Below are 24,300 nucleotides of genomic sequence, written 5' to 3' on the forward strand. Positions count from 1 at the left end.
TCTATGTATAAAGTAGTCGTAAGTGATATTGATGGAACATTAGTAGATCAAAATCAGCAAATTAGCGAACAAAATTTAAAAGCAATTCAGCAATTTCAAAACGAGGGTGGCATTTTTACAATTGCAACAGGTCGCGTAGAGCAATCGGTTCAGCCATTAATTGCGCAACTTCAGATTAAGTATCCTGTTATTTTATATAACGGCGGCAAAGTAATGGATTACCAACTAAAGCGTGTCATTTATGAGCGACATATTTCAATACAATTTGCATTAGGCTTTGTCAAAATGGCTTTAAATAATAAGTTGAACATTTGTATTTATACAGATGAAGGAATTTACATTTTAAATGAAACGGACACGATTCGAACATACACAGCAAAGGATAAAGTAACAGTGCAACTATTACCGAGTGTCGCTTTTTTAACCTCACATATCGTTTATAAAATATTAATTATTAATGAAGAAGCGTGCTTTCAAACATGCTATAACTATTTTGAAAAAGTGGCAATGTCCGATGTAACAATTATTCAATCTGAAAATACGTATTTAGAAATTTTGCCAGCAAACGTAAGTAAAGGTGAGGCGCTTAAAGTGTTAATGAATTATTTAAATTTACCAATCCAATCGGCTATTGCAATTGGCGACCACTTTAATGATATTGAAATGATTAAAGTAGCAGGGGTCGGCGTTGCAGTAAACAATGCCATTCCTACATTGAAGGAATATGCAGATGCTATTGTTCCATCAAATATCGAGCATGGTGTTGCAAAAACAATTTATAAATATTGCTTATAAAGGGAGTGGGAAATATGAAGGCAGACTTACATTTACATAGTATATACTCAGATGCTGCAGATACAATCGAGCAGTTATGTAGGCTATCCGTCGAAAGAAATTTAACGCATATTAGTATTGTTGATCATGATATGACGATGCATATTCCAGAAAGCATCGAAATGGCGAAAAAGTATAATTTGCAGTTTGTCTCTGGTATTGAAATCTCAGCTTTTGATTTTAAGCGCAATCGCCCCGTTCATATTTTTGGCTACGGCATAGAAGCAAAAAGCGAGCACATATTAGGTCTTTGTAATCCGCTTCAGGAGCGACGTCACGCGCACAGCATGTGGCAAGCGAAAAAAATAATAGAGGCAGGCTATTCATTACATTTGGAGGAAGCTTTAAGCTACGCGAAAACGAGCGGTATTTTATTTAAGCAGCATATAATGCGTGCGATAACTAAGGCACACCCAGATACGGCGGAATATAAGCAATTATATAAGGAATTGTTCGGAAATGGTGGTTTAGTGTCAGAGGATATTGAATATGTCGATGCCTTTGAAGCGGTAAAGGCGATTAAGGCAGATGGTGGATTGGTAGTAGTAGCGCACCCTGGTCAGCTTGATTCTTATGAACTGATAGAAGAACTTGTAGCGCTAGGTCTTGATGGCATTGATTTAATTCACCCAGATCATGATGAAATGGATCATGCGAAAGTGCGCGCCTTAGCAGAAAAATATAACTTATTTATGACAGGTGGCTCAGACTATCACGGTGTTTATAGTCATGCGATGGATTTGGAGACGTATTGTATAAATGAAGTGCCACAGCAGTTGCTTGAAAAAGTAGTGAAATGAAGCAAGACGCTTTAAAGTTTATACAAAAAAGCTTTGTGCTACTTACATGTGTAACAGTAGTAAGTATTTTTGCTACGTTCCTCATTCATGCCAACATTGGAATGGGTTCAGTGGAAGCCTTAAATAGTAGTATGGGCTTGCTAACGGGCATCAAGATTGGCACAGTAGCGGTAATCATCAATGTTTTTTTGATTCTTTTACAAATAATCATTTTACGCAAAGAATTCCAGCTCATTCAGCTATTGCAGCTACCGATTGTGCTATTACAAGGGACCATTATTAATTTCTTTTTATACGAGATTTTACATACAGTTCAATTTGATAGCTATATGGAACGGCTTATAATCGTCATCGTTTGTAGTGTCATTAATGGTATTATGCTTGGTCTACTTGCGTCAATCCAATTTATAAGCTTTCCATTAGAGGCAGCTTGCTTAGCCATTCATCAAAAAATGAATTGGGATTTCGGTAAAGTTCGTTTTAGCTTCGATATTTTCAATATGCTATTTTCGCTAGCAATCTCGCTTTATTTAAGTAGTCATTTGAATGTACGAGAAGGGACGATTATTAGCGGAATACTATTCTCTTTAGTAATAGGCTACTCTTATCAATTTTTTAAACGTCAGCAATGGGTGCAGCGTATGCTAAAAAAGGGAGGTCGCTTTTTATGAGCGACCTTCCTTGTTAGTTTAACCTGAATTATTCACATTCCATTAAAATCAAATTATTTTCTTAAGTTTTTTCACTGTCTTCGATTTTTTTTGGAAGATGAGCGAAAGCAATATGAAGAACAGTGGTTGGCGTCCGAATCTATGTCGTTGGCTCACTTTTTTTTTAGGATTTTATACACCGTACTTCTCCCAATCCCATACTCCTTCGCAATATCAGCAGCACTTTCGCCACTTTCAAACAGTTTGATTATTCGGCGTTTCGTATCTGCGTCAATTGCTGGGCGTCCACCAAGACGACCACGTTTTCGTGCTGCCTCTAAGCCGGCTTTTGTACGTTGCTGAATAATGTCACGCTCAAACTCGGCAAAGACGGCAAGCATGCCAAACATGGCACGACCAGTAGGTGTAGTTGTATCGAAATGATCGTGAATGCTGACAAAGTCAATGCCACGCGCACTCATTTCATCTGTGAGCTGGTAAAGCTCTTTTGTGCTGCGTGCGAGGCGATCGAGTTTATAGACCACAAAGCGATCGCCTTTAGTAGCTGCTTTCAGTGCGTGTTGCAATTCTATTCTTTCTGTTTTGCGCGTGGAGATTTTTTCAACGTACATAATCAGTTCGAGCCCTTGTTCCTGAGCGTACTTTTCAATGGTCATTTTTTGCATATCCAAATTTTGATCTTCTGTGCTGACTCGGGCGTATCCGATGATACGAGACATGAACTTCACTTCCTTCAATAAACTCATGAGTTGAGGAGACAATTTGTAAAAACGTATGCTATGTAAAAAGTTGATTGGAGTGGAGGCTGGGCGACTCCTTGGGGATCACGCACAGACGAATCCCTTTTGCTAAATGAAGATAAAATGGTTATTCTGCTTTTCGTTGTACTTTTAGAATAAAATTGATACTATGAAGGTAGTATGATAGAAAAGGGGTTGGCGTATCTTTGCTTCAAAAAAACAGTAAGCTTGGTCTCACTATTGATGAAATTACAGTTGGCGAGAAGATTCATATTACCGAAAAGATTGAAGATAAGGATTTACTACTTTATTTAGGTCTAACAAATGATAGTAATCCTCTTTATATTCAACATGATTATGCTGCGATGACGCCTTTTCAAAAGCCAATCGTACCAACGATCATGTTAAATGGCATTATTACGTCAGCTGTTTCAAAGTATATTCCTGGACCAGGTTCACGAATTATTGAGCAACATTTAAAATATTTAGGACCTCTCTATCACTATGAATTATTTGATACGCTTTTAGAGGTAACAGAAGTAAATAAATTCCAAAATACAATTACTGTATCTGTGCACTCATATAATGAGCAAAAGCAGCTTGTGATTGAAGGTACGTTGCTGGTGACGCCACCACTCGCATTATAGACTTCTTGAGATTTGAAATGGGGGTTTCAAATCACTATCGGAGGCATTATACATGACAAAAACGATTTTAGTTGTAGAAGATGAATTTTCTATTGCGACATTATTGAAATATAATTTAGAACAAGCAGGGTATTTTGTAGAAACAGCTGCTGATGGTCAAGAGGGTCTTGATAAGGCAATTGATTTACAGCCAGATTTAATTCTATTAGATTTGATGCTTCCGAGACTGGATGGTATGGAGGTATGTAAACAAATTCGTCAACAACGTATGAATACACCTATTATTATGTTAACAGCAAAGGATGACGAGTTCGATAAAGTACTTGGTCTAGAGCTAGGGGCAGATGACTATATGACGAAGCCCTTTAGTCCACGCGAAGTGTTAGCACGAGTAAAAGCTGTATTAAGACGTTTTACACAAAATGTTGTGGTAGAAGATAAGGATAGGCTGCAAGAGAAAATGTATGAGTTTGGTCAATTGCGTGTATATCCTGAGCGTTTTGAAGTATTTTTACAGGATGAGGCACTTGAATTTACACCGAAGGAATTTGAGCTACTCATTTACTTACTTGAAAATAAAAACCGTGTGTTAACGCGTGATCAGCTATTAAGTGCTGTATGGAAGTATGATTTTGCTGGCGATACTCGAATTGTGGATGTACACATAAGTCACCTTCGCGATAAAATTGAGGAAAATAGCCGTAAGCCAATGTTCATCAAAACAATTCGCGGTCTTGGCTATAAATTTGAGGAGCCGAAGACGACATGAAATCAATGAGCAATAGCTTATTCTTGACATTCATGCTATTACTTGGAACGATTTTAGCTGTCCTAATGATTGTTATAGGTCAGCTTTTTCCTGTTTATATAGAACAGTACGATGAGCAGGCAAGTTTGCAGCTGCAAGAATCTATCGATCAAGTATTAGATGAACGAAAGCTTGAACTATCTAAGGAAGATAAAGAAGCACTATATACGGCTCAAAACATTGAAGCGAAAGACTCTCTATTTTCTGATATTCGTGCACGGTTTTATCTAGTGCTAACGATTCTTTTCATAATAACGCTTATATTAATAGCTGTTGTAAGTCGCTATATGATACGAAATTTCATTGCGCCTATTGATAACGTGACAGATACAGCGCTTGAATTGGCAAAGGGAAATTATCGTGCTCGAGCCCATGAAAATGAACATGAACGCATGATGCCGTTAAGTCACTCTATCAATATTTTAGCACGTAATTTACAGGATATTACGACGATTCGTGAGGTGGAAGAGGAGAGGCTTAAAACTTTAATTGAAAACATGGGAAGTTCCCTCATGATGATTGGACGTGAAGGGAATATATCCATCGTGAACCGGGTATTTCTAGAGCGTTTTGGTATGCAAATTGCCGATGTTCAAGGGAAGGTCTTTCGTACAATCGGTTTACCTAAATCACTTGAGCAATTTATCGACCATGTGTTTTTAACAGAAATGCCTTATCGACAACAACTTAAAATGGAAGTACAGCAGGAGCTACATAATAAGGAAGTGTATGGAGCACCTGTTATAGGAGATCATGGTCGCTGGCTTGGTGTTGTTATTGTTATGCACGATATTACGGAGCTTGTTCGTTTAGAGCAGATTCGTAAGGATTTTGTAGCAAATGTATCGCATGAACTACGTACGCCTATTACATCCATTAAAGGTTTTGCTGAAACTTTACTGGATGGGGCGTATAAGGATGAAAAAATGCTGCTATCTTTTTTAGAGATCATTAATAAAGAAAGTAACCGTCTACAGATGCTTATACAGGATTTACTGGAGTTATCGAAAATTGAACAGCATGGTTTTACCGTTAATATTATGCCGATGGGCTTGCAAGATGTACTTATACGTGGAGCAGAGTTAACGGGACCACGTCTGGATGAGAAAAATATGAGCTTTCATGTTGATATAGATCGTGATATTCAGGTTATGGGTGATGCGAATCGTATCATTCAAATTGTCACTAATTTAATTACCAATGCGATTACGTATTCTCCAGAAAATACAACCGTTACGGTTCGTTTAAAGGAAAATGAAACGTATGGCATTATTGAAATAGAGGATCAAGGGATAGGGATTGAAAAGCATGAAATTGCCCGCGTCTTTGAACGATTTTATCGTGTGGATCGTGCACGAAGTCGGAATTCTGGGGGGACAGGCTTAGGGCTTGCGATTGTGAAGCACTTAATAGAGGCGCATCATGGTCGCATTCAAGTAGAAAGTGAAGTTGGCGTAGGTACAAAAATGATTGTTATGATTCCGAAAAATTAACAATTTCTTTACAATAGCACAATTTTAGATTCATAATGGGGATTTATACTTGTTAATAGAAACCCCCATTATAATTATTAAGACGATAAATCGCTGCTTTTTAAAAATAAAAGATTTTTTGATTGTGCTGCTTAGTTATCGCCACAGAAGAAAGAATCTATTGCCAAAGTTTTTGGTGGTAGATTCTTTTTCTGTTTTACACCAAACGGAAATAGGTGTAAAGTATAGTAGCATAATAATCAACTACAATCAGTTCATTAATTGTAGTTGAACCTATCGGGCTTTAAAGGGTAGTTTACGCTTGCTTATTACTGTCCGTTAAAGTGTGATAAAAAATTGAGAGAAGGATGACCATGAAAATCGTCAATAGTATCGTGCAAATCGGCTATCTTTATGTACTTTTATTTGTTGGGAATAGTATTGCACGTCTACTTCACTTGCCGATTCCAGGGAGTATAATTGGACTAGTCTTATTGTTTTTACTTTTACAGTTTCATATTATTAAGCTTGAATGGATTGAGCTAGGTGCAGGTTTATTACTTAGTGAGTTATTGCTATTTTTCATTCCATCTGCGATCGGAGTGATCGATTATGATTCGCTTTTCGGTGTGCAGGGTGTGAAGGCTGTGCTTGTTATTGTCGTGAGTGCTATTGTTGTCATGTTTGCAACAGGTTTCACAGCACAGTGGCTAGAGCAACGAAAGAAAGGTGATACTGCATGAGCTTTTTAATAGCTGTAGTAAGTTTAATAGGCACTATTGCAGTTTTTTATAGTAGTAAAATGTTTTATAAAAAGTATAAAAAAGAATGGCTAACACCCGTACTGATAACACCGTTAGTTATCATTATCGTTTTATTACTATCGGGTACATCTTATAAATCCTATAATGCAGGAGCCAATATTTTAACAAATTTACTAGGTCCAGCAACAGTTGCCTTTGCGGTACCTATTTATAAAAATTTTAACCTATTAAAGAAACATGCTTTTGAAATTTTTCTAAGTATTGCAGTTGGATCTGCGGTTGCCATTACATCATCCTATATAATTGCCGTAGTAGTCGGGTTAAATGATGAACTTGTGCATAGCTTAGTACCTCGTTCAGTCACTACACCAATCGCAATGGATATTTCCAATATGATTGGTGGCTCACCTACCCTGACGGCAGTTTTCGTCATGATAACTGGTATTTTAGGAAGTTTACTGGCGCCGTTCGTAATTAAAGTATGTCGTTTTCATAGACCATCCTCTAGAGGTCTAATGTTAGGAATGGGGGCACATGGTGCAGGTACCTCTAAAGCATTTGAGTTTGGTGAACTTGAAGGTACTTTTGCAAGTCTTGCTATGGTTGTAGCTGCATTAATTAGTATTGTTTTATCAACAACATTTTTCCCAGCATTTGAACATTCAGTTGTCAATATCCTGTTGCCTTAAATGGTAACAGGATTTTTTATTTTTCTGTTCTATAATATTTGTTGGGTAATCATACAATTTAATATGGAGGTGAATGTTATTGGCTTGGCAGTCGCCAGAACGTTTGTGGGAGCTTTACATTGAGCCTTACCTCAACATTTGGTGTAGAATCTCTTTTTTGAATAATACCGTATGTCAAACTGCCTAAAATATAATATTAGTTTATTAAAATATTTTGAAACTTTTTTATAAAGTATCCCGTAAACAATAGTATTAAGCTTAAGGGAGGATTAGACATGAGTGTGAAAAGGTCACTAATGGTGGTGGGGCTTGGTATATTCGGTATTATTGCACTTATTGCTGTGTTTACATCGTGGTACACGGTAGATGAATCGGAACAAGCGGTAGTCATTACGTTCGGTCGTGCCGATGATACAGTAACCGAGCCAGGTTTACATTTTAAATTACCTTGGCCTGTACAATCGGTTGAGGTTTTATCGAAAGAAACATTTAGTTTGCAGTTTGGCTATAAGCAAAATAAAGATGGTGAATTGGAAGATTATGATGCTGAAACGAAAATGATTACAGGTGATGAGCATATTGTTTTAACAGACCTTGTAGTTCAATGGAAGATCACAGACCCGAATAAGTTTTTATTTAACGCACAAGATCCAGAAGAAATTTTACATAGCGCTACGTCGAGTGCAATTCGGTCAATTGTCGGAAGTTCCAACATCGATGCAGCGTTAACAGATGGAAAAGCAGATATAGAAGCAAACACACGAGATTTATTGGTTTCACTTATTGAAAAATACGATATTGGGATCAGTATTCTGGGTGTAAAATTACAAGATGTTGAATTACCAAATGCTGATGTGCGAGCGGCCTTTACAGCGGTTACCGATGCCCGTGAAATGAAAAATACAAAAATCAATGAAGCAAAAAAATATCAGAATCAACGTACTAACGAGGCTCAAGGTGAAAAAGATGCCATTATCTCGAAGGCTCAAGGTGAAAAAACAGCTCGTATAGAGCAGGCTCAAGGGGATGTAGCAGTATTTAATAAAATGTATGAGCAATATAAGGGCAATCAACAAATTACACGTGAGCGTTTAATTTTAGAAACGCTTGAAAATGTTTTACCTAAAGCGCAAATTTACATTATGAACGATGATGGTAGTACGATGAAATACTTACCTATTCAAGCACTGCAACCAACGACACAGGAGACACCTACAGAGAAAAAAGAAGGGAGCGGTAACTAATGGACCAAAAAAACAAGGACCTTGACAAATTCCTGAATTTTTTATCGGGTAAATCCAAAAAGACTGCTTCAAAAGACGGAGATTCAGGGGACAATGTGATCAAAATGTCGAAAAAAGGTCCGATGAATCCCAAAAAATATATTTCTTTTGTTGTAACATTAACAGCCGTTTTAGCTATTGCCATTATCTTATTTGCTAATGTTTATATTGTGAAAGAATCCGAATACGCAGTAGTTCGACAATTTGGGGAAGTAGTGAAATTTCAGAGTGAGCCTGGCTTGAAAATAAAAGTTCCGTTTATTCAAAGTGTTACAAAACTACCTAAAAACCAAATGACTTATGAGATTTCTGAAGAGGAAATTAATACAAAGGATAAAAAACGCATAATCATTGATAATTATGCAGTTTGGCGAATTACAGATCCAAAGTTATTAATTTCAAATGCAGGTACTATAGAAAAAGTTGAATCGCGTATGGAGGAATTTATCTATTCTGTTATTCGTTCAGAGCTTGGTCGAATAGAATATTCCCAGATTATTAATGATGAAAATTCTTCACGTGGTAGTATTAATGATCAAGTGACTGAACGTGTCAATGAGCTACTTTCAAACGATAAGTATGGCATAGAAGTAGTCGATGTCCGTATACGTCGTATCGACTTGCCAACTGAGAATGAGCAGTCCGTGTTTACAAATATGATCTCGGATCGTGAATCAATCGCACAGAAATATCTATCTGAAGGTGATGCTCAGAAACGCAGTATTGAAGCCCAAACCGATAAGCAGGTTCAAGAATTGCTGGCAAAAGCTAAAAAGGATGCAGCATTGATTCAAGCTGAAGGAGAAGCGGAAGCAGCGAAAATTTACAATAAATCATTCTCGCAAGACCCTGAATTCTATTCATTATACCGTACGTTAGAATCATATAAGAAAACTATAGGTGAAGATACGGTAATTATTTTGCCATCCACTTCACCATATGCGAAAATATTATCTGGCTATATAAAATAATACTATTATTCTTGCAGGGATTAGTATATGAAGTCGTCTCAAACTTTTTGAGACGGCTTTTTTTTACACAATCCATGAAACTAGCAATGCATTTTGTATGGTATTTTTACATACAGGTTACGAACTTATGGAAGGACTATTTAATGAATGGGAATATTTGCATAAGTTGATTGGAGTGGAGACTGGGCGACTCCTTGAGGATTAGCGGCTCATCGGACGCCCCTAGGAAGCTCTACTCTGCGCGAAAGCGAAGCGTCAGCGACAAATGTTTTCTGTGCGAAAGCGAAGCGTCAGCAACAAATGTTTTCTGCGCGAAAGCGAAGCGTCAGCGACAAATGTTTTCTGTGCGAAAGCGAAGCGTCAGCAACAAATGTTTTCTGTGCGAAAGCGAAGCGTCAGCAACAAATGTTTTATCTGTGCGAAAGCGAAGCGTCAGCAACAAATGTTTTATCTGTGCGAAAGCGAAGCGGCAGCAACATTGTTTTATCTGTGCGAAAGCGTAGTGCTAACGTAGCGGCAGCAACAACAAAACGCCCAGTCGGAACGGAAATCAACTCTACGTTATAGTGAGGAGCCTTCATGGTGTGGTTTTTAGGTATTTTTAATCATATATTTTATAAATATCTTTCAATTATCAATTATATATAATGAAAATGATAGAAATTTATAATTTTGTGTTTCGCAGATGACTATTTTCTGATAGAATGATAATGTTCAGAATTAAAAAATGGGGGTAATAGCTGTGAAATTGCACATTAACATGTGGCTCCAAAATTTAGGGATAGCATGTAGTATTGCATCGTTGTTTACACTTTTCTTCCGTCTATCAGATTTTGCATGGATCACAAAAAGTGTTTATCATATACCAGTATTTTTTGTCTTATTATTTTTGTTAAGTTTAGTTATTGCAGAGGATGTACGAAAAGTATTTAAGAAATTATTTTGGTACGAAAAACGTAAAGTACAGCGTCCAATATGGCAAGTTGGGATTGGCTTCATTTTCTTCTTAGCGCAAATTGGTACTGTCATGGTATTTTATTCAGAGCTTACACATCCGCAGCTAGGCGGTATGCCATTATTTTTAGTGTTTGCCTTTATGAATGCCTTTATTTTGACAGTTATATATGAAGAGATTTTTTATCGACAAGAAAAAATAAATGAGGCCAACGAATAACATGAGGAAAGTCAATTGCGATGTGCAATTGGCTTTTTTTGGTGTGCCGGGCATGTCCGTCAACTAGGTGATGAAAGTTCACTGTGGGCGTTGGGATATGCGAACCACTAGCCAAGTGCAAGGGTGTCCGTGGTGACACGGAATCTGAAGGAAGCAGGCGGTAAAACCTTGGTCCGAGGTACACGAATCACATTCGAGGTTGTCCTGACTGGACGAGATTGCCAAACAAATCAAAATCCAAAATATCCACGGAAGTCAGGGCAATAAATGTGGCGGATATATGAGGTGAAAGTGGACGGACTTACCCCGGGAGATCTGATGAATACCTGGAAACAGAACCTATTTAGTGATAGATAGCTGAATCATCAGAAGTCAGCAGAAGCTATAGTACCAGTAATGGGAAGGGCTGAACGAAAGGAGTGAACATGGAAGGGCACATTATATGACAGTGAAGACACAGCCAATCGTAAGACTTTTCGCTGCCTTGAAACGCAGAACGTGAATCGCGCAACGAAAAGAGTGGAACTGTTCATATGCATACCTATACCATGAGAACATATGGATACAAATGGACTAATTTATTTAATAACAGACCGAGATAATCTAAATGAAGCTTTTAAGAAGGTACGTAGAAATAAAGGGGCTGCCGGAGTCGATGCGAAAGATATAGAGGCAACACGCCAATACTTAAAAGAAAATAAAGAAAAGATTACTCGCCAAATTCAAACAGGGCAATATACACCGCAACCGGTAAAACGGGTAGAAATTCCGAAAGGAAATGGTGATACGAGAAAATTGGGAATCCCAACTGTAACAGACCGCGTTATTCAACAAGCGGTTGTTCAAATCTTAACACCAATCATCGACCCAATTTTCAGTGACTATAGCTATGGTTTTCGTCCAAATAAAAGTGCCCATCAAGCAATTACACAAGCGCAATCTTATATGGATGAAGGCTACAAATTCGTGGTAGACATGGACCTTGAAAAATTCTTTGACCGTGTCCAACACGATAAACTGATGTCACTAGTTGCGGGATATATTAAGGATAAGCCAACCTTAAAGCTAATCCGTAAGTTTCTCAACGCTGGCACTATGGCAAATGGGGTCGTAGTACATAGCCAAGAAGGCACGCCACAAGGTGGCCCACTGAGTCCACTACTTAGTAATATCCTTCTCCATGAACTAGATAAAGAGCTTGAAAAACGAGGTCACAGATTCGTCCGTTACGCAGATGACTGCAATATCTATGTTAAAAGTCTAAAAGCAGGAGAGCGTGTGAAATTAGGGATGACAACATTTATCGAAAAGAAACTAAAGCTTAAGGTAAATGAGGAGAAATCCGCAGTGGGAAAGCCGAGAGCACGGACATTCTTAGGAGTGAGTTTCTACCGAAACAAGCAACAAACAAGGATTTACGTGCCGAAGAAAAGTAAACAGAAATTGGAAGATAGAATCCGCCATCTCACGAATCGCAATCGAAGCATGCGAATGGATGAAAGAATTAAATGCCTCAACTACCTGATTCAGGGATGGGTTAATTACTTTAAAATCGCGGACATTGGAGAATACGCTAAAAAGATGGATGCCCATATACGCCGAAGATTGAGAGCGTGTCGATGGAAAGAGTGGAAGAAAACCACAACCAAGTATCGCAACCTTAAGAAACTTGGTATCTGCCCGAACGACGCTTACAGAATAGCAAATACCCGAAAGGGATATTGGCGTTCATCCAATAATCCAATCATAAATAGAGCCCTAAATAATAAATACTGGGAGAAACAAAATTTAAAAAGTCTCTCCCAAATCATTTTAAAACCATAAAACTTTCGAACCGCCGTATACGGAACCGTACGTACGGTGGTGTGAGAGGTCGACTAGTCAATTAATGGCTAGTCTCCTACTCGATTATAGTTAATATATTGATGTAGAAATTTTCGTGATTCTCATCGTTATGATTGGTAAAATTACCGTTTTCTCGATAAAGTAAAAAAGAAGAGGCATTTTCAAACATACGTTTTCGTTTTACAATTAAGAGGACGACAACGCAGGAGGATAAAATCATGACAAAGGAAAAATTGCTATTATTGGACGGCAATAGTTTAGCATATCGCGCGTTTTTTGCGTTACCTCTATTAACGAATGATAGTGGAATTCATACGAATGCAGTGTACGGCTTTACAACAATGCTACAAAGAATATTAGAGGAAGAGCAACCGACGAAAATTCTAGTTGCTTTTGATGCGGGTAAGACAACCTTCCGTCATGAGACATTTACGGAATATAAAGGTGGTCGACAAAAGACTCCACCAGAATTATCTGAGCAGTTTCCTTATATACGTAAGCTTATTGATGCTTATGGTATTAAGCGATATGAGCTTGAATTGTACGAAGCGGACGATATTATTGGGACACTTGCTAAAGAAGCTTCATCGCAGGATATGGATGTCATCATCGTATCGGGAGATCGTGACTTAACGCAACTCGCAACTGAACAGGTAACAGTATACATTACGAAAAAAGGCATTACCGAAATTGAGAAAAATACACCAGACTTTATTGAAGAAAAGTACGGTTTAACCCCTCAACAAATTATTGATATGAAAGGTTTAATGGGGGATGCTTCAGATAATATCCCTGGTGTACCAGGTGTCGGTGAAAAAACTGCCGTTAAATTGCTAAAAGAGCATGGTTCGGTGGAGGCACTTTATGCGGCAATGGATGCGGTGAAGGCTTCTAAGATGAAAGAAAAGCTAGTTGCCAATGAAGAACAGGCACTAATGAGTAAAAAGCTTGCGACCATTTTTACGGAGGCGCCTATTGCAATAACGCTTTCTGACCTTGCTTATAATGGTCCAGATGAGGAAGGGTTAATGAACGTGTGGCGGGAGCTTGGCTTTAAATCACTGATCGATAAAAGCGATTTTACCGTCCAAGAGGAAGAGCAAGCACCGTTTGATTATAAAATTGTGCAAGAAGTTAAGGCAGAGCATTTAAAGGATGTCATGGCGGTGCACTTAGAGCTAGAGGATGAGCATTATCACACATGTCAGCAACTAGGCATTGCTTTAACAGATGGCATGAGCACAATTTATGTGCCGTTTGATATTGCGGCTAAATCAGATGCTCTTCGCCTTTGGTTAGAAGATGCTACAAAAATAAAATATATGTCAGATTCAAAGGCAGCACAAGCAGCGTTAAAACGTGCAGGTATTCGTATAGCGGGTGTTGAATTTGACCTATTACTTGCTTCTTATATTAATAATCCTGGACTTAGTGGGGATGATGTGGCAACACTTGCAAAGGAACTGGGTTATCGTGATGTGCAAGCAAATGAGGTTGTTTATGGGAAGGGAGCAAAACGTGCTATACCTGCCATTGAGGCACTTGCTGAGCATGCTGGTCGCAAAGCCTTTGCTGTATGGTCATTACAGCCAAAGCTAGAGGCATTATTAAAGGAAAATGAACAGTTCGAACTCTATAAAAACTTAGAACTTCCGCTTGCTTCTATTTTAGGTGAAATGGAAAGTGAGGGTATTACGGTTAATCGTGCTACTTTGGAGAAGATGGGCCAGGAGCTAAAGGACAAGTTAGTTGTAATTGAGCAGGAGATTTATGCGGAGGCAGGAGAAGCCTTCAATATTAATTCGCCGAAACAGTTAGGCGTTATCCTCTTTGATAAACTTGGTCTTCCTGTTATTAAAAAGACAAAAACAGGCTATTCCACTGCAGCGGATGTATTGGAAAAATTAAAGCCAGAGCATGCTATTATCGAGCATATACTTTTGTATCGTCAGCTTGGAAAATTACAGTCAACTTATATTGAAGGCTTGCTGAAGGAAATCCATAAAGAGGATGGAAAGGTGCATACACGATTCCAACAAGCATTAACGGCTACGGGACGTCTAAGCTCAACGGATCCGAATTTACAAAACATCCCGATTCGTTTAGAGGAGGGGCGAAAAATTCGACAAGCATTTGTCCCATCGAAAGAAGATTGGATATTGTTTTCTGCCGACTATTCACAAATCGAATTGCGAGTATTGGCTCATATGTCAAAGGATAAAAATTTAGTGGAAGCTTTCCGTGAAGATATGGATGTTCATACGCGAACAGCAATGGATGTATTCCATGTCTCAGCAGATGAGGTCGATAGTAATATGCGACGCGCTGCAAAAGCAGTAAACTTTGGTATTGTTTATGGTATTAGTGATTATGGCTTATCACAAAATTTAGATATTACTCGTAAGGAAGCTGCTACATTTATCGAGAAGTATTTTGCGAGCTTCCCAGGTGTAAAAGAATATATGGATGATATCGTGCAGGATGCGAAATTCAATGGCTATGTAACAACGATTTTAAATAGACGCCGATATTTACCTGATATTGCGAGCTCTAATTTCAATCTACGAAGCTTTGCAGAGCGTACTGCGATGAATACACCGATTCAGGGGAGTGCAGCTGATATTATTAAAAAAGCAATGATTGATATGGACGCTCGCTTGAAAAAAGAAAATATGCAGGCAAAGCTTTTATTACAAGTGCATGATGAATTAATTTTTGAAGCACCGAAGGAAGAGATTGCGATGCTTGAAAAAATAGTACCAGAGGTTATGGAAAATGCGATTGAGCTTGCTGTACCGCTAAAAGTGGACTTCAATTACGGCGCGACTTGGTACGAAGCAAAATAAGGAGGAGTTAAAATGCCTGAATTACCAGAAGTTGAAGGTGTCGTCCAGGCATTAAAACCTAAGATTGAAGGGCGTACAATTCAGCAAGTTCAACTATCTGAAATAATTCGTTTTTCCTTTGGAGAGGGAAAGCAATGTATTGTGAAACAAGCCGAACCCGATGCGTTTGAAACGTCCTTGTGTCAAATGACGATTACAAAAATCGAACGACGTGCAAAATACATCTTTTTTCATTTGCTGAAAGAGGATGTTCCTTATGTACTTGTCAGTCATTTAGGCATGACAGGAGCATGGTTTGTGGTAAATTCGCCTGAGGAAATCGAGGAGGCGAAATTTCAAAAGCATATTCATGCGACATTTCACATGGCAGACGGTGGTTATTTAATATATTCGGATATTCGCCGCTTCGGTGAACTGCGTTTTTTAACAAAAATTGAGGATCATGCCCCATTAACAAAAATGGCGCCAGAACCATTTGATGAAGTAGCTTGTGATTTTTTTATTGCTAAATCAAAGTTGCCGAAATATGAGAAAAAAGCCGTCAAAGAAGTAATAATGGATGGGCAGGTTATTTCTGGCTGTGGCAATATTTATGCTACGGAGGCGTTGTTTGCTCAGAAAATTCATCCAGCTCGCTCGATGAATCGTATTAGCGATAAACGTAAGCGTGCATTATTCGAGGCGATTGTTGCTGTTTTACGTCGAAGCATTGAGGCCGGAGGTTCAACAATTTCAGATTACCGTAATATCAATGGTGAGGCTGGGAGTATGCAGAATCGACTGCAAATGTATGGCAAGAAAATGTGCCCAGTGTGTGAAACGGCAACAAGCCAAATGACGATAGGCGGGCGCACATCAGTCTTTTGCCCAAATTGTCAACATTAAAGGGGATTTAACTATGATTATCGGACTAACGGGAAGTATTGCAAGCGGAAAAAGTACAGTAGCGAAAATGATGACAGCACTTGGTTTACCGATTGTCGATGCGGATATTGTAGCACGTGATGTCGTAGAACCAGGAACGGAGACATTAACGTTAATAGCTGAAAGTTTTGGGCAAGATCTATTGCTAGAAGACGGTAGTTTAAATCGCGCCAAGCTTGGTGATATCATTTTCCATGAACCTGCAAAGCGTAAAATTTTAAATGATATTATGCATCCGGCTATTCGTCAGGAAATGTTACGCCAGCGCGATGCTTATTTAGAGGCAGGAGAAAAGCATGTTGTGATGGATATCCCATTATTATTTGAAAGTAAATTACAGCATTTTGTTGAGCGTATTCTTGTTGTATCGGTTAGTGAAGAGGTACAGCTTAGACGCTTAATGGAGCGCAATAATTTATCGAAGGAGGATGCGTTAGCACGTATGCATTCTCAGCTACCTATGTCTGTCAAAGAAAAAGGTGCCCATGCGGTTATCTACAATAATGAAAATTTAGAACATACAGAGAGTCAATTGAAAAAAATCCTGACATATTGGGACGTATTATAAATGAATTAAGAATCTGTAAAATTATTCGGTGCGTAGCAAAAACAATTTGCTACGCATTTTTTTATGGACTTATGCCAAAATAAAGACTGAAATTTGACGATTTTATTTTTCAGAAAATAAGAACTTTAATATTATGACATATATAATGTTCATCTTTTTTGAAATTGTGTTATACTAATCAGCATAAAGTATATAATTAATCTGAGTTTGTACTCACAGGAGGATTTTATAAATGACAGTATCAGTTGCTATTAATGGTTTCGGACGTATCGGACGTATGGTTTTCCGCCAAGCAATCGTACAAGAAGGTTTAAATATTGTTGCAATTAACGCGAGCTATCCAGCTGAAACGTTAGCACATTTGATTAAGTATGACACAAATCACGGAACATTTGAAGGTACGGTTGAACCAGCAGGCGATGCTTTAATTGTAAATGGTAAACGTGTTCAAATTATTAGCGAACGTGATCCATTAAAATTACCATGGGCAACAATGGGTGTGGATATCGTTATTGAAGCAACTGGTAAATTTAATGATCGTGAAAAAGCAGCAATGCACTTAGAAGCAGGCGCAAAGAAAGTAATCTTAACAGCACCTGGTAAAAACGAGGACGTAACAATTGTTTTAGGTGTTAATGACGAGAAACTTGATATCGCACAACATGATGTTATTTCAAATGCTTCTTGTACAACAAACTGCTTAGCACCAGTTGCTAAAGTATTAAATGACACATTTGGTATCGAAAACGGATTAATGACAACAGTTCACGCTTATACAAATGATCAAAAGAATCTAGACAATCCACATAAAGATTTACGTCGTGCACGTGGATGCGCGCAATCAATCATTCCAACATCTACAGGTGCTGCAAAAGCATTGAAATTAGTGTTACCAGAATTAGAAGGCAAAATTCACGGTATGGCACTTCGTGTTCCAACACCAAACGTATCATTAGTTGACCTTGTAGTTGATTTAAATACAGACGTAACAGTAGATGCTGTTAATGCTGCATTTGTGAAGGCTGCTACTGAAGGTCCAATGAAAGGTATCTTAAACTTCTCAGTTGAGCCTCTAGTATCTTCTGATTACAATACAACAACTTACTCTTCTACAGTGGATGGACTTTCTACAATGGTAATGGGTAACCGCAAAGTAAAAGTACTTGCTTGGTACGACAATGAGTGGGGTTATTCTGCACGCGTAGTAGATCTTGTGAAAAAAGTGGCGAAAGCTTTAGAAACAGTAAACGCATAATAATTAAAATGAGCACATTGAAATCCAAGTGGTTTCGATGTGCTCATTTTTGATAACAGTTAACTTGAGTTTCTCTAATATATTGTCTGCTTTATCTGGACGTAAATAAACTTCTTTAGCAACCCTCAATCACAGATTTGCAAAAAATCTTTTGTCTACATTCTGGGCAAGAAGAGTGAACTTCTCAGTGCTTTTAATTATTTCTTCCTATAATATCATTTTTGCTTGTTCAAACCCTCCTTTGACTTCAATTTGCATACTCTTACGCTTTTGATCATCAGCTGTTACTAGACATATCCAACTTCCTTGATACGAAATTAGATTCTTAGGTATCTTCTTTTGTCTATACGGGAAATTTGTTATAATAGAAATATTAAATTGTTGTGAAATCAGGAGAGTAATTATATGAGATGTCCATCTTGCCAATTTAACGGAACGCGTGTAGTGGATTCGAGGCCTGTAGATGATAATAAAGAAATTCGTAGACGTCGTGAATGTGAGTCATGTGGCTTCCGCTTTACAACGTTTGAAAAAATTGAAGAGACACCGTTAGTTGTAGTGAAAAAGGAAGGTTCACGAGAAGAATTCAGCCGCGAAAAGGTACTTCGTGGACTTATTCGTGCTTGCGAAAAACGTCCTGTTTCTCTTGAAGTACTTGAGGGACTAGTTATGTCTATTGAAAAAGATCTTCGTCGCATTGGGAATTCTGAAGTCCAATCTGAGGATGTAGGGGAAATGGTCATGGATCGCTTAGCGAAAATCGATGAGGTTGCTTATGTGCGCTTTGCATCGGTTTATCGTCAATTTAAGGATATCAATGTCTTTATTGAAGAAATCAAAGAGATTATTCAACGTCAGACAGAGCAGAAATCATAGAAAAACAGAGAGGGTGAATGACGTTGATCCATTTGTATAAGGAATTGCAGCCCGCTGATCCTTTTGACATTCGTCTACCTCATGCACTGTCTACGCAGGAACGTCAATTAGTAACGCTATTTTATCAGCCTTTAATTGGAGCGGAGCCAATCAGCCTTTATTTAACACTATGGGCAGAAGCCGAGCAAATGCCAAGGCAGCAAATGACGCATTATTTTTTAATGAATGTGCTAGGGCTTCCAATTGGTAAAGTATTTGAGGCACGTATTGCGCTCGAAGCAATTGGTTTGTTACACACATGGAAAAAAGAAGATGCTGACCAACGAAGTTTTTTATATGAGCTTATGCGTCCTCTTGATGCAGATAGCTTTATGAAAGATCCACTGCTGTCGATGTTTTTGTTTAGTAAAATTGGGGAACAAGCTTATCGGAAATTGCGTCAGCGTTTTATTCCTTCTGCAAGAGATGCAGAATTTAAAGATGTATCACGTGCTTTCATAGATGTTTTTAAGCCAGTAAGTACAAAGATTCCAGATGATTTACAAGTGGATACTAGTCGTAAGGATCAGCAGCAAAAGGTGTATCCGTTTTATTTTGAACAGTTTGACTTTGAATTACTGCAAGCGGGCTTGTCGGAACAACTTGTGCCGACAAGCTTACTAACAATTGAGGTACGTGAAAATATAGCGAAATTAGCGTTTTTATATCACTTAACTGCACTGGATATGCAAAAAGTAGTGATTCTTGCATTAGATGATGACCTAGGTATTTCTTTGGAACGATTACGTAAGGCAGCTGCGGATTTTTATAAGCTAACGGTATCAAAAGAGCCACCAAAGCTTGCTAGAGTGAGTGAGCCACCATCTATTGAAGATTCCGGACAAAAAACAAAGGATCAGGAGCTTCAGCATTATTTAGAGACGACTCCTCCAGTCCAAGTACTGCGAGATATTAATAATGGTAAAGAACCTCTACAGACTTCCGTACAGCTTGCTGAAAGTTTAATTGTCCAGCATGGAATGCCAGTAGGCGTTGTCAATGCGCTTTTGGAATATGTCATGCTAACAACTGATATGAAGCTACCTAAAAAATATGTGGAAACGATAGCAGATCATTGGGTACGTAAAAATATTCAAACAGCAAAGGCAGCAATGGAGCTAGCACGCCAGGAGCATGATAAATACACTGCGTGGAAAAATAAGCCCCAGCAGACACCGAGGAAAAGTAATCAAGGTGTTAAAGGGCGTTCAGGAAATCAACGTGAAGAGAAGGTACCTGAATGGTTTTACAAACGTAACGAGCAACAAGAAGAAAACACTTCCAGCACGATAGATTTTGAGCGAGAGCGTCAAAAAATATTGGAGATGCTAGGGAAAAGTGATAAGTAAGGAGGGTGAACGACAATCGAACCAATTAATGGACCATTAAAAAGAGCAATTAATGTACCATCATTTCAAGAACGTTACGAAGCGATGCGTCGAGAAATTTTAGAAAACCCTCGTGTACAAGAATTTTTAACAGAACATGCAAATGAGTTAAGCTATGCGACAATTGAACGTAATTTACCGAAGCTTCATGAGTTTATTAGTCAATCTACTACCTGCTGTGGCTGTGACAATACAGAAAGTTGTACAAACTATTTAAAAGGTTTTTTACCTACTTTACGTGTAGTGCGGAGTACCGTTGAAATTGATTATGTGCGATGTGAGCAAAAGATACGTGAGGAAGAGCGTCGTGACGTAGCTAATATGATTGCGAGCATGCATATGCCGAAGGATGTGCTGCAAGCGACAATTCAAGATTTACTCATTGACGATGAATCTCGTGTTATGATTGCGCAAAAAGCGGCACAATTTGTGAAGACAACATTAGAAACAGGAAAGCTCCCAGCGAAGGGTTATTATTTATACGGAAAATTTGGTGTAGGGAAATCTTTTGTACTTGGTGCACTTGCGAATGAGTTAGCCTCCATCAAAATTCGTTCAGTAGTCGTTTTCGTGCCTGAATTTTTACGAGAAATGAAAAATGCAATTGGCGATAATACATTGAATGAAAAAATTGACTATGTGAAAAAGGCTCCGGTGCTAATGCTTGATGATTTAGGAGCCGAAACAATGACCGCATGGACACGTGATGAAATTCTAGGGACCATTTTCCATTATCGTATGGCGGAGCAATTGCCAACGTTCATTACATCTAACTTTAATTATGATGAACTAGAGCATCATTTAGCACAGACGCAAAAAGGAGACATAGAAGTCGTGAAGGCTGGACGTATTATGGAACGTGTCAAAGCCTTAACAGAGCCGATTGAAATGCACGGCAAAAATCGACGTATGTAAGATTTGCAGTTGCATTTTATGACAATCGAGCGTATACTGTCTCATATAATAAACAACTTCTTTCAGGTGTCCAAACACTTGATGAAAGAAGTTAATGCCTCCGGCGGATGTCACGGAATCGGAAAGAGCTCATAAAGGATGTTAGCCTAAAACCATCGCATCCATGCGATAACGGCTAACTGACCTGCATCGGTAAAAACGCCACGTCCTGTGACATTACCGAATTGACCGACATCGTGTCGGCCCTCGTGCAGGCCTAAGCACAAAGCCGATTCAGGACGCAATTATGCCGAGGTAAAATTGATCAAATGCATTGATGAGGACATGAATTTTGTGTATCAGCTTTTAGAGAGGGAAGTCATTGGCTGTAAGCTTCCTAGTTAGAGCACATCATTTACTACCTACTGAGCAGCGAAAGGGAAAATCTTTCGCCGGTCCCTAGCCCGTTAGCTAGCCTTGAGCTTCGTCTGACTTATTAGAGTCGGAAGGAAGAAGGGTGGAACCACGAGCATACGCTTCGTCCCTTTTGTTAGGGACGGAGCTTTTTTTATTTTCTCGGGTAGTCGCTTGAATCTACTCACCAGGTAAAAGATGCTCAATCCGGAAAGTCTATACCGTTTTCTCAATCAATGTATCCCAGAAAAACATTAAGGAGTGCAAACAAAATGTCAGATATGATTAAATTAACTTTCCCAGATGGCGCTGTAAAGGAATTTGCAAAAGGTACATCTACTGATGATGTGGCATTATCAATCAGCCCAGGACTTCGTAAAAAAGCATATGCGGGTAAAGTAAACGGTGTCTTAGTCGATTTAAAAACACCAATTGAAGAGGACGCAACAATCTCAATTATTACACAAGATGATGAGGAAGCACTTGAAATTCTACGTCACTCGACTGCACACTTAACAGCACAAGCGATTAAACGTTTATTCCCAGAAGTTAAACTTGGAATTGGTCCAGTTATTGAAGGTGGATTCTACTATGATATTGATGCACCAACACCAATTACAGCTGAAGACCTACCAGTAATCGAAAAAGAAATGAAAAAAATTATCGCTGAAAACCTTGAAGTAGAGCGCAAAAATGTTAGCCGTGCAGAAGCACAAACAATCTATGAAGAAGTTGGCGATGAATACAAATTAGAATTACTTGAAGCAATTCCAGCAGATGAGCAAGTATCTATTTACCACCAAGGTGAATTTTTCGATCTTTGCCGAGGCATCCACGTACCATCAACTGGCAAGCTTCGTGAGTTCAAACTTCTTTCATTAGCGGGTGCTTACTGGAGAGGTAACTCAGATAACAAAATGCTACAACGTGTTTATGGTACAGCATTCTTTAAAAAAGAAGAATTAAAACATCACCTTCAAATGCTTGAAGAAGCAAAAGAACGTGATCACCGTAAAATCGGGAAAGAATTAGAATTATTTACAACTTCTCAAAAGGTTGGTCAAGGATTACCACTATGGCTACCAAATGGTGCGACAATCCGTCGTGTTATTGAGCGTTATATCGTAGATAAAGAGTTATCACTTGGTTACAAGCATGTTTACACACCAGTACTTGGTTCTAAAGAGCTTTACCAAACTTCAGGTCACTGGGATCACTACCAAGATTCCATTTTCCCACCAATGGAAATGGACAATGAAACATTAATTATGCGTCCGATGAACTGTCCTCACCATATGATGGTGTACAAAAACAGCATGCATTCTTATCGTAACCTACCATTACGTATTGCAGAGCTTGGTACAATGCACCGTTACGAAATGTCAGGAGCTGTTTCAGGCTTACAACGTGTACGTGGGATGACTTTAAACGATGCACATATCTTCGTTCGTCCAGACCAAATTAAAGTGGAATTCCAAAAAGTAGTACAGTTAATTTTAGAAGTTTACAAAGACTTCGATTTAAATGATTACTCATTCCGTTTATCTTACCGTGATCCAGCGGATACTGAGAAATACTTCGATGATGATGCAATGTGGGAAAAAGCACAAAGCATGTTAAAAGAAGCAATGGATGAGCTTGGCTTAGATTACTTCGAGGCTGAAGGTGAGGCTGCATTCTACGGTCCTAAACTTGACGTACAAGTGAAAACTGCAATTGGTAAGGAAGAAACTTTATCAACAGTACAGCTTGACTTCTTATTACCAGAGCGCTTTGACCTAACTTACGTTGGAGAAGATGGTAAACCACATCGTCCAGTTGTTATTCACCGTGGTGTTGTATCAACAATGGAACGCTTCGTTGCCTTCTTAATTGAAGAATATAAAGGTGCATTCCCAACTTGGTTAGCACCAGTACAAGTTGAAGTTATCCCGGTTTCAAACGAAGCACATTTTGATTATGCAAAACAAATTGAAGAGCAATTAACTGCAGCGGGCTTACGTGTTGAAATGGATGACCGTGAAGAAAAATTAGGCTACAAAATCCGTGAGGCACAAATGAAAAAAATCCCGTATATGCTTGTCATCGGTGATAAAGAAGTTGAGGCTGGTGGCGTTAACGTACGTCGTTACGGCTCAAAAGATTCAGAAACAATTAGCTTCCAAGACTTCCTAGCTAATATTAAAGCAGAAATTACAAAATAGTTTTTTTGCCAGCGAATTCTAGGACACTTCTATAGAAAAGCGGCGAGTTAGACGAGATTCCGCATGTGGCGGAGGAGGCGACTCGCTGCTTGTCCTCTGAAAGAGTGTAGAAATCGCTGACAAGCATATGCTTTAGTGAAGAATTTTAACTTCTATCTTAAGTCTAGAAAATAAATTTTTAAGTTATTTTATTA

General features: G+C 38.6%; 22 protein-coding genes. 21 read left to right on the plus strand and 1 reads right to left on the minus strand.

Annotated features, from left to right (window positions below; translation table 11 throughout):
• Positions 1 to 3: 3 nt before the first annotated feature.
• Genes ACB089_RS05865 through ACB089_RS05875 form a run of 3 tightly spaced genes read left to right on the plus strand, consistent with a single transcriptional unit; the run spans position 4 to position 2,305 of the window.
• Positions 4 to 795, plus strand: a complete 792-nt coding sequence (locus tag ACB089_RS05865; RefSeq protein ID WP_374965647.1) for an HAD family hydrolase — start codon at positions 4 to 6, stop codon at positions 793 to 795.
• Positions 796 to 809: 14 nt separating this feature from the next.
• Complete coding sequence (locus tag ACB089_RS05870; RefSeq protein ID WP_374965648.1) at positions 810 to 1,634, plus strand: PHP domain-containing protein; 825 nt, start codon at positions 810 to 812, stop codon at positions 1,632 to 1,634.
• Positions 1,631 to 2,305: a hypothetical protein gene (locus ACB089_RS05875; protein ID WP_374965649.1), complete on the plus strand. Its 675-nt coding sequence runs from the start codon at positions 1,631 to 1,633 to the stop codon at positions 2,303 to 2,305. The genes ACB089_RS05870 and ACB089_RS05875 overlap by 4 nt, the downstream gene beginning before the upstream one ends.
• 152 nt (positions 2,306 to 2,457) lie before the next feature.
• Here ACB089_RS05875 and ACB089_RS05880 read toward each other — a convergent pair whose 3' ends face one another.
• Positions 2,458 to 3,024: a recombinase family protein gene (locus tag ACB089_RS05880; RefSeq protein WP_374965650.1), complete on the minus strand. Its 567-nt coding sequence runs from the start codon at positions 3,022 to 3,024 to the stop codon at positions 2,458 to 2,460.
• Positions 3,025 to 3,251: 227 nt separating this feature from the next.
• Between ACB089_RS05880 and ACB089_RS05885 the strand changes: the two genes are divergently transcribed.
• From ACB089_RS05885 to thrS, 18 genes are all read left to right on the plus strand, one after another.
• A complete protein-coding gene (locus ACB089_RS05885; RefSeq protein WP_068983963.1) occupies positions 3,252 to 3,692 on the plus strand; it encodes a MaoC/PaaZ C-terminal domain-containing protein in 441 nt (146 codons plus the stop codon).
• 52 nt (positions 3,693 to 3,744) lie between these two features.
• Positions 3,745 to 4,461 carry a response regulator transcription factor gene (locus ACB089_RS05890; protein ID WP_374965651.1) on the plus strand — a complete coding sequence of 239 codons (717 nt, stop codon included), beginning with the start codon at positions 3,745 to 3,747 and terminating at the stop codon, positions 4,459 to 4,461.
• Entirely contained in the window at positions 4,458 to 5,993 is a 1,536-nt protein-coding gene (pnpS, locus tag ACB089_RS05895; protein WP_374965652.1) for a two-component system histidine kinase PnpS, read from the plus strand. The genes ACB089_RS05890 and pnpS overlap by 4 nt, the downstream gene beginning before the upstream one ends.
• Before the next feature lie 353 nt (positions 5,994 to 6,346).
• The gene (locus tag ACB089_RS05900) at positions 6,347 to 6,715 is read left to right on the plus strand and encodes a CidA/LrgA family holin-like protein (RefSeq protein WP_374965653.1); all 369 of its coding nucleotides are present in this window, start codon (positions 6,347 to 6,349) and stop codon (positions 6,713 to 6,715) included.
• Positions 6,712 to 7,425 carry an LrgB family protein gene (locus ACB089_RS05905; protein WP_374965654.1) on the plus strand — a complete coding sequence of 238 codons (714 nt, stop codon included), beginning with the start codon at positions 6,712 to 6,714 and terminating at the stop codon, positions 7,423 to 7,425. The genes ACB089_RS05900 and ACB089_RS05905 overlap by 4 nt, the downstream gene beginning before the upstream one ends.
• Positions 7,426 to 7,700: 275 nt before the next feature.
• On the plus strand, positions 7,701 to 8,669 hold the full coding sequence (gene hflK, locus ACB089_RS05910; RefSeq protein WP_374965655.1) for an FtsH protease activity modulator HflK: 969 nt from the start codon (positions 7,701 to 7,703) through the stop codon (positions 8,667 to 8,669).
• The gene (gene hflC / locus ACB089_RS05915) at positions 8,669 to 9,679 is read left to right on the plus strand and encodes a protease modulator HflC (RefSeq protein ID WP_374965656.1); all 1,011 of its coding nucleotides are present in this window, start codon (positions 8,669 to 8,671) and stop codon (positions 9,677 to 9,679) included. Before hflK ends, hflC begins: the two co-directional genes overlap by 1 nt.
• Positions 9,680 to 9,979: 300 nt before the next feature.
• Entirely contained in the window at positions 9,980 to 10,246 is a 267-nt protein-coding gene (locus ACB089_RS05920) for a hypothetical protein (protein WP_374965657.1), read from the plus strand.
• A gap of 175 nt (positions 10,247 to 10,421) precedes the next feature.
• Complete coding sequence (locus ACB089_RS05925; protein WP_068983956.1) at positions 10,422 to 10,853, plus strand: DNA polymerase I; 432 nt, start codon at positions 10,422 to 10,424, stop codon at positions 10,851 to 10,853.
• Positions 10,854 to 11,411: 558 nt separating this feature from the next.
• A complete protein-coding gene (ltrA, locus tag ACB089_RS05930) occupies positions 11,412 to 12,677 on the plus strand; it encodes a group II intron reverse transcriptase/maturase (protein WP_374965264.1) in 1,266 nt (421 codons plus the stop codon).
• Between the two features lie 239 nt (positions 12,678 to 12,916).
• Positions 12,917 to 15,544, plus strand: coding sequence for a DNA polymerase I (polA, locus tag ACB089_RS05935; protein ID WP_374965658.1), 2,628 nt, complete (start codon positions 12,917 to 12,919; stop codon positions 15,542 to 15,544).
• Between the two features lie 12 nt (positions 15,545 to 15,556).
• Positions 15,557 to 16,429, plus strand: a complete 873-nt coding sequence (gene mutM, locus ACB089_RS05940; RefSeq protein ID WP_368635638.1) for a bifunctional DNA-formamidopyrimidine glycosylase/DNA-(apurinic or apyrimidinic site) lyase — start codon at positions 15,557 to 15,559, stop codon at positions 16,427 to 16,429.
• 13 nt (positions 16,430 to 16,442) lie between these two features.
• On the plus strand, positions 16,443 to 17,036 hold the full coding sequence (gene coaE / locus ACB089_RS05945; RefSeq protein ID WP_374965659.1) for a dephospho-CoA kinase: 594 nt from the start codon (positions 16,443 to 16,445) through the stop codon (positions 17,034 to 17,036).
• Positions 17,037 to 17,268: 232 nt separating this feature from the next.
• On the plus strand, positions 17,269 to 18,291 hold the full coding sequence (locus ACB089_RS05950) for a glyceraldehyde-3-phosphate dehydrogenase (protein ID WP_368635640.1): 1,023 nt from the start codon (positions 17,269 to 17,271) through the stop codon (positions 18,289 to 18,291).
• Positions 18,292 to 18,696: 405 nt separating this feature from the next.
• On the plus strand, positions 18,697 to 19,167 hold the full coding sequence (nrdR, locus tag ACB089_RS05955; RefSeq protein ID WP_053592410.1) for a transcriptional regulator NrdR: 471 nt from the start codon (positions 18,697 to 18,699) through the stop codon (positions 19,165 to 19,167).
• A 17-nt stretch (positions 19,168 to 19,184) separates the two neighbouring features.
• On the plus strand, positions 19,185 to 20,555 hold the full coding sequence (locus ACB089_RS05960) for a replication initiation and membrane attachment family protein (protein ID WP_374965660.1): 1,371 nt from the start codon (positions 19,185 to 19,187) through the stop codon (positions 20,553 to 20,555).
• A 24-nt stretch (positions 20,556 to 20,579) separates the two neighbouring features.
• Positions 20,580 to 21,509 carry a primosomal protein DnaI gene (dnaI, locus tag ACB089_RS05965; protein ID WP_374967513.1) on the plus strand — a complete coding sequence of 310 codons (930 nt, stop codon included), beginning with the start codon at positions 20,580 to 20,582 and terminating at the stop codon, positions 21,507 to 21,509.
• 665 nt (positions 21,510 to 22,174) lie between these two features.
• A complete protein-coding gene (thrS, locus tag ACB089_RS05970) occupies positions 22,175 to 24,106 on the plus strand; it encodes a threonine--tRNA ligase (protein ID WP_374965661.1) in 1,932 nt (643 codons plus the stop codon).
• Positions 24,107 to 24,300: the final 194 nt, after the last annotated feature.

The organism is Lysinibacillus sp. RS10, from assembly GCF_041956855.1.
GTDB classification, from domain to species: Bacteria; Bacillota; Bacilli; order Bacillales_A; family Planococcaceae; genus Lysinibacillus; species Lysinibacillus xylanilyticus_A.